The 6,900-nt window shown below is 65.9% G+C and carries 8 protein-coding genes; 7 read left to right on the forward strand and 1 reads right to left on the reverse strand.

The window, feature by feature from the left end:
* Window positions 1-102 precede the first annotated feature (102 nt).
* Both C2U70_RS10065 and C2U70_RS10070 read left to right on the forward strand, forming a co-directional pair.
* Window positions 103-1,209 (forward strand): LLM class flavin-dependent oxidoreductase, encoded by a 1,107-nt coding sequence (locus C2U70_RS10065; protein WP_140977852.1) that lies wholly within the window; start codon window positions 103-105, stop codon window positions 1,207-1,209.
* 5 nt (window positions 1,210-1,214) lie between these two features.
* Window positions 1,215-2,090 (forward strand): polysaccharide deacetylase family protein, encoded by an 876-nt coding sequence (locus tag C2U70_RS10070; protein WP_140977853.1) that lies wholly within the window; start codon window positions 1,215-1,217, stop codon window positions 2,088-2,090.
* Window positions 2,091-2,112: 22 nt separating this feature from the next.
* Here the strand turns inward: C2U70_RS10070 and C2U70_RS10075 are convergent, their stop codons facing one another.
* The gene (locus tag C2U70_RS10075; RefSeq protein WP_140977854.1) at window positions 2,113-2,931 is read right to left on the reverse strand and encodes an IclR family transcriptional regulator; all 819 of its coding nucleotides are present in this window, start codon (window positions 2,929-2,931) and stop codon (window positions 2,113-2,115) included.
* A gap of 152 nt (window positions 2,932-3,083) precedes the next feature.
* Between C2U70_RS10075 and C2U70_RS10080 the strand changes: the two genes are divergently transcribed.
* The 5 genes from C2U70_RS10080 to C2U70_RS10100 form a co-directional block, all read left to right on the forward strand.
* On the forward strand, window positions 3,084-4,079 hold the full coding sequence (locus C2U70_RS10080; RefSeq protein WP_140977855.1) for an ABC transporter ATP-binding protein: 996 nt from the start codon (window positions 3,084-3,086) through the stop codon (window positions 4,077-4,079).
* Window positions 4,072-4,767, forward strand: coding sequence for an SDR family NAD(P)-dependent oxidoreductase (locus tag C2U70_RS10085; RefSeq protein ID WP_140977856.1), 696 nt, complete (start codon window positions 4,072-4,074; stop codon window positions 4,765-4,767). The genes C2U70_RS10080 and C2U70_RS10085 overlap by 8 nt, the downstream gene beginning before the upstream one ends.
* Window positions 4,764-5,051, forward strand: coding sequence for a (2Fe-2S)-binding protein (locus C2U70_RS10090; RefSeq protein WP_140977857.1), 288 nt, complete (start codon window positions 4,764-4,766; stop codon window positions 5,049-5,051). The genes C2U70_RS10085 and C2U70_RS10090 overlap by 4 nt, the downstream gene beginning before the upstream one ends.
* Window positions 5,048-6,418 carry an NAD(P)/FAD-dependent oxidoreductase gene (locus C2U70_RS10095; protein ID WP_140977858.1) on the forward strand — a complete coding sequence of 457 codons (1,371 nt, stop codon included), beginning with the start codon at window positions 5,048-5,050 and terminating at the stop codon, window positions 6,416-6,418. The genes C2U70_RS10090 and C2U70_RS10095 overlap by 4 nt, the downstream gene beginning before the upstream one ends.
* Window positions 6,415-6,900 (forward strand): NAD(P)/FAD-dependent oxidoreductase (locus C2U70_RS10100; RefSeq protein ID WP_140977859.1); only part of this gene is annotated, 486 nt, incomplete at its 3' end. The genes C2U70_RS10095 and C2U70_RS10100, both read left to right, overlap by 4 nt.

A 6,900-nucleotide genomic window follows, 5' to 3' on the forward strand; every position in this document is an offset into this window, starting at 1 on the left:
CGGCCCGGACTTTGCGCTCTTTTCGACTTTCGGACTTGCGCTGATCGATTGGCCGACGCACCCTCCCGCCAAGCAAGAAACCGCGCGGGAGACGCAGACATCATGAAGCTCGGGTTCTTCACGATGCCGATCCATCCCCTGGACAAGGATTGGCGGCAATCCCTCGGGGAGGACCGGGAAGCGTTCCTGCTTGCGGATGAGCTCGGATTCTCGGAAGCCTATGTCGGCGAGCACGTCACCGACCGCGCCGAAAACATCACCTCCTGCATCGCGTTCATCGCCTGGCTTGCCGCCGCCACCAAACGGATGAGGCTCGGCACCGGCACGGTCAACATGCCGAACAGCCATCCGGCGGCGATTGCCGCCTCCGTCGCCATGCTCGACCACATGCTCGAGGGGCGGCTGATCTTTGGCATCAGCCCGGGCGGACTGCTGTCGGACGCCGAGCTGTTCGGCAATCTCGATGCCGACCGCAACGCGATGTTCCTGGAGGCGATCAACCAGGTGCTGGCGATCTGGGAGGGCAAGCCGCCCTATAATCTCGCGGGCAAATACTGGACCATCTCGACCGAGAGGACACTGATCGAGGATATCGGCCAGGGTTTTATCGCAAAACCGCTGCAGCGGCCGCATCCGCCGATCGTGGTGACGGCGGTCGCCCCCTTCTCCAAGGGCGTCACGGAGGCCGCCGCGCGCGGCTGGGAACCGATTTCCGCGAACTTTCTGATGCCGGCCTGGGTGAAGAGCCACTGGCCCCGATATGTCGAGGGCTGCGCACGCGCCGGCCGTCCGGCCGATCCCGCCAACTGGCGCGTGGCCAAAAGCGTCTTCGTCGCCAAGGATGCCGCGACCGCAAAAGCCTATGCCACCGATCCGAACGGACCTTACGTCTATTACTATCGCTCGCTCTTCACCAAGCTGAAGCGAAACGGCCGCATCGAGCTGTTCAAGACACGGCGCGACCAGCCCGACGACGAGGTCACGCTGGAGATGGTCTGCGACAAGCTCATCATCTACGGCACGCCTGACAGCGTCGCCGACCAGTTGCTGGCGTTCCAGGACGACGTCGGCAGCTTCGGCACGCTGCTCTACGCCGGCAAGGACTGGCGCGACCGCGAGCTCGGCCGCCGCTCCATGATCCTGATGGCGGAGCAGGTGATGCCGCGCGTCAACGCGGCCTCTGCGCGCAGCCGCGACGCCGCAGGGTGAGCGAGATGGCCCTCTCCGATCGCATTCCCTATGTCGCGCAAATCGACCGCCCAAAGCTCAAGCTGCCCGGCGGCAAGCGCCTCGCCGTCTGGGTCATCCTCAATGTCGAGGAATGGCGGATCGAGAACGCCATGCCGCGCACGGTGCTGTCGCCGCCGATGGGGCAGCCGCTATTGCCTGACGTGCCGAACTGGTCATGGCACGAATACGGCATGCGCGCAGGCTTCTGGCGCCAGTTCAAAGCGCTCACCGAGCGCAACATTCCGGTCACGCTCGCGATCAACGGCAATGTCTGCAACTCCTATCCCCGCGTCGCTTCCGCCGCACTCGAAGCGGGCTTCGAGTTCATGGGCCACGGCTTCCTGCAGGGTCCCATGCACAAGCTCGACAACCAGGCCGATGCGATCAAGCGCGCGGTCGACACCATCGCCAAATTCGCCGGCAAGCCGCCGCGCTCATGGGAAAGCCCAGGCCTCACCGAAACCGATGTGACCCTCGACCTGCTCCGCCTCAACGGCATCGAATATGTCGCGGACTGGGTGATCGACGATCTGCCGCAGGACATCGCCACGCCCCACGGCACCATCACCACGATTCCCTATTCGGTGGAGACCAACGACATCGTCATCCATGCGCTCCAGCATCTGCCGTCCGAACAGTTCCTGAAGCGCTGCACCGACCAGTTCGACCGGCTCTATCTCGAAGGCGCCGACAATGCGCGGGTGATGGCGATCTCGATCCATCCCTACATCACCGGCGTGCCACACCGGATCAAATATCTGGAGGCGCTGCTCGACCACGTCATCTCCCATGATGGCGTCGCCCTGATGACCGCAAGCGAAATCGGCGATTGGTACCGCGCCGAGATGACGGGAAAATAGTCGACGTTACGTGTGGGACTTCTCAATACGAGACGGCATGTTGCCCCGGCCGGCGCAAGGCGGCGTCGAACGGGTTGATCTTCGCCGCCAGTGCGTCCGCCTCGCGGCGGAGCACCTGAACCACGGTCGGCATGCGCTCGGCATTCAGCCGTTCGACCGTGGTGCCGATGCTGATCGCGGCGAGCGGCCGCCCCTCGCGGTCAAGGATCGGAACGGCGACACCAGCCATGCCCGGCAGGAGTCCCGACCCGCGCGCCGCGTAGCCGCTCTCCCGCACCTGCTCGATTCCCTTGCGGAAGAACACTTCGTCGAACGGACCGAAATTGAGCAGACGCGGCAGGTTGAAGCGGATCACCTCCTCGCGTTCGGCTTCCGGCAGGTGAGCAAGGATGGCCATGCTGCCCTGCCCGACCCCGAGGATCACCTTGCCTCCGATATCGCCGGTGAATGAGCGGATCGGTACCGGTCCCTCGCAGCGATCGAGACAGACCGCATCATATCCGCTGCGAACCAGCAGGAAGGCAGTGTCGCCCAACGCCGCCGACAGCCGCAACAGCGCAGGGCGGCAAACATCACGCAGATTGCCAGGGCTGCCGGCGCGGGCGGCAAGTGAAAAAAGCTCGATGCCGAGTCGATAGTGCTTGTTGCGCACATCCTGCTCCACGAGACCTTCATCGATCAGCATGCGGAGCAACCTGTGCGCCGAAGCCGGCGTCACGCCGGCCGTCGCAGCCGCATTCGTCAGCCGCATCCCCTCGCCGCCGCTCGTGGCCAGCGCACGCAGCAAGGCCACGGCGCGTGGCAGGCTTCCAGAAGGTCCTTCGCCGGAAACATCATCCATCAGATGAAAATACTCCCCGCATATTCGCGCCTTGATTACACATAGCGGAAAAACGGCGCCATGTATTTGCGTATATTGGAATATGGCATTGACACGAGGTGGAGCAAAGACCTGAATAGCAAGTCACGTCCTCGCTCCGGCAGTCCAGCCCCATGCGCGAACCGGTCTTGCGTGTCGAAAACCTCCGGGTCGAATTTCGCATTCGTGCGGAATGGTACCCGGCCGTCGACGGCATCTCCTTCGCGCTCGATCGCGACGAGACGCTCGCTCTGGTCGGCGAATCCGGCTGCGGAAAATCGGTCACCGCGCTCTCCATCATGGGTCTCGTGCCAGAGCCCCAAGGGCGCGTCTCGGCAGGCCGCATCCTCCTCGACGGAACCGATCTGCGAACGATCGATGAGACGAAGTTCGAAGCTCTGCGCGGCGACCGCATGACGATGATCTTCCAGGAGCCGATGACGAGCCTAAATCCGGTGATGAGCATCGGCTCGCAGGTTGCTGAAGCGCTGCGCGTCCATCGCGGGATGTCGCGAGGGGATGCGGAGGCGAAGGCGCTCGCCGTTCTCGATGAGGTGAAAATTCCGTCCGCAAAACACCGCTTCCACGATTATCCGCATCAATTCTCGGGCGGCATGCGCCAGCGCGTGATGATCGCGATGGCGCTCGCGTGCGAACCGACGCTGCTGCTCGCCGACGAGCCGACAACCGCCCTCGATGTAACCATCCAGGCGCAGGTTCTCGGGCTGCTGGCCGACCTGAAGGGCCGGCACGGCATGGCCATGCTGTTCATCACGCATAATCTCGGCGTCGTCGCCCAGATCGCCGATCGGGTCGCGGTGATGTATGCGGGCCAGATCGTCGAGGAAGCGTCCGTGCACGAGATCTTCACAAGGCCCGCTCATCCCTATACCCGCGCGCTGTTCTCGGCGATTCCGCGCATGGATCGCGCAGAGCAGGTGCTCGCCGCCATTCCTGGCCGCGTGCCCCCTCTCACCGACATGCCCAGGGGGTGCCGCTTCGCGCCCCGCTGCCCCTTGCGCCGCGAAGGGTGCGAGGCGCCGCAGGTTCTGGCGGCCGCTGCCCCGCAGCATCTCGCCCGCTGTCACATAGCAACCAATACTTTCGCCAGGGAGCTTGCCCGTGCTTGAAGCATCTGGCCGGGTCGTGATGGTCTCCGGCGCCTCGCGCGGCATCGGCCGCGCCGTGGTGGAGCGCCTGACCGCGGGCGGCTATCGCGTCTCCGCCGGAGTGCGCGATGCCCGCGGACTGGTCGGATCGGACCAATTGATGCTGCAGCGTTATGATGCGGAGTCATTGCTGTCGGCGGAAGCATGGGTTGCGGCGACGATCGACCGTTTCGGCCGGCTCGACGGCCTCATCAATGCTGCCGCAATCAATCCGGAAGCCGATCTCACCGATCCCGACGAGACGGCGCTCGACGCCATGATGCTGATCAACGTCAAGGCGCCGTTGCGGCTCATTCGGCTCGCGCTGCCGCATCTTGCCAGGAGCGGCGAAGGTCGTGTGATCAACGTCGCCTCGATGTCGGGCAAGCGCGTCCGCAATCCCAATGCCGGGTATGCGATGAGCAAGTTTGCGCTCATCGCACTCACCCATGCCGTGCGGCAATATGGCTGGGAGCACGGCATCCGCGCGACCGCGATCTGCCCGAGCTTCGTCGCGACCGACATGACCGCGCATGTCACCAAATGGCCGCGCGAGAAGATGAGCGATCCGCGCGACATCGCCGAACTCATCGCGACGGTGCTGCGGCTGCCCAACACCGCAGCCATCGCCGAGCTGCTGGTCAATTGCCGGCTGGAGGACATGCTATGAGATTGCAGCGCCTGGCGGAGACGGACCGGACCGCCGTGTCGTTCATGCTCGACGGTGCGCCCGTGGCTGCGCTCGAGGGAGACAGCCTGCTCACAGCCATTCTCGCGCAAGACGGCGGTTACCTGCGCGCGAGCGAGTTCGGCGATGGCCTGCGGGCCGGTTTCTGCCTGATGGGGGCATGCCAGGATTGCTGGGTGAACGTCGAAGGGGGCGGCCGCGTGCGCGCCTGCACCACCCCGATCGAGGAGGGCATGCGCGTGTCGCGCGGGATGGTGCAGCCATGAGCATCGTCATCGTCGGCGCCGGTCCGGCCGGCACCCGCGCAGCCGAGGTTCTCGTCGGCGCGGGCCTGCGCCCGATCGTGATCGACGAAGCGCCGGAGAACGGCGGACGCATCTATCAACGCCAGCCAAACGGATTCCACCGTACCGCACGCACCCTTTACGGCTTCGAGGCCCACAAGGCGCGCGCCATCCACGATAGCTTCGACCGGCTGCGCACGTCGATCGACTTCCAACCGCGAACGCTCGCGTGGAACTTGCAGCCCGGCGTGATCGACACGATCAGCGACGGCAAGGCGCGGACCGTGCCGTTCGCGCAGACAATCCTTTGTACCGGCGCGATGGATCGGGTGATCCCGCTGCCGGGCTGGACACTGCCCGGGGTCTTCACGCTCGGCGGATCCCAGATCTCGCTGAAGGCACAGGGCTGCGCCATCGGTGCGCGCGTCGCCTTTCTCGGGACCGGTCCCCTGCTCTATCTCGTGGCGTATCAATATGCCCGCGCCGGCGCTCAGGTGACCGCCGTGCTCGACACGACACCCTTCGCCACCAAGGCGGCCCAAGCGTTCGGACTGATGCGCGGCGGCGCAACGTTCGCCAAGGGCCTCTATTACATCGGCTGGCTGCGCACGCACGGCATTCCAATCTTCGAGGGCGTGACGCCGCTCGCGATCGGAGGCGACGGCCAGGTCGAAGCGGTGAGCTGGCGTGATGCGCGCGGCATTTCGCACGAGGTGGCCGTCGATGCCGTCGCGCTCGGCTTTGGGCTGAAGCCGGAGGCGCAGCTCGCCGACCTCGCCGGTGTTCCGTTCGACTTCGATCCCGTGCAGCACAATTGGGTGCCGCGCATGGATCCGGGCGGACAAACATCCGTCAACGGCGTGTTCCTTGCCGGCGACGGCTGCGGCATTCGGGGCGCCGACCTGGCCGAAGCGGCTGGTGCGCGTGCCGCCTGGGCCGTGCTGGCCGCGCGCGGCCTGGCGGTTGACACCCGCGCCGTGGCGAGCCTCGATGCACGGCTTGCAGCCGGTGCCGCCTTCCGCGCCGCGTTGGAGCGCGCATTTCCATTTCCGGCAAAGCTCGCCGCCGCTATGGCCGACGATACGATCCTTTGCCGCTGCGAGGTGATCACGGCGGGCGAATTGCGCGCAGCCGCGAATGAGGCGCTTGCGACGCTTCCGCCGCCGGAGGTCAATCGCGCCAAGGCACTCACGCGGATCGGCATGGGACGCTGCCAGGGTCGCGTCTGCGGCGCAGCCGCAGCCGAGATACTGGCATCGACATTGTCCTGCCCGGTCGAGCAGGTCGGCCGCCTGCGCGGACAGCCACCGGTGAAGCCGATCCCCATTCTTCCCGCGGAGGCCGCATGAGCACCACCGCGACCGACGTCCTGATCGTGGGGGGCGGTGGCGCAGGCTGCTCCACGGCCCTGCATCTCGCAAAGCGCGGCGCACGATGCATCCTGCTCGAGCGCGGCCAGATCGGTGGACAAGCCAGCGGCGTCAACTACGGCGGCGTGCGCCAGCAGGGCCGGCATCCGGCGGAGCTGCCCCTCGCCCGACGCTCCCGCGACATCTGGGCCAGGCTGCCGCAGCTCATCGGCACCGACTGCGAATTCGAGGTGACCGGACACCTGAAGCTGGCGCGCAACCAGGCCGAGGAAGCCGACCTCATCGCCTATCTCGACGTGGCCAAGGCCAATGGACTTCCGCTGATCATGATCGGCGGCAATGCCATCCATCAGCAATATCCCTGGCTCGGCCCCGACGTCGTGGCCGGCTCGTTCGCGCCCGACGATGGCGCCGCGAACCCGCGCCTGTTGAGCCCCGCTCTGGCGCGCGCCGCGCGCGAT

Source organism: Bradyrhizobium guangdongense (genome assembly GCF_006483445.1).
Taxonomy (GTDB): Bacteria; Pseudomonadota; Alphaproteobacteria; order Rhizobiales; family Xanthobacteraceae; genus Bradyrhizobium; species Bradyrhizobium guangdongense_A.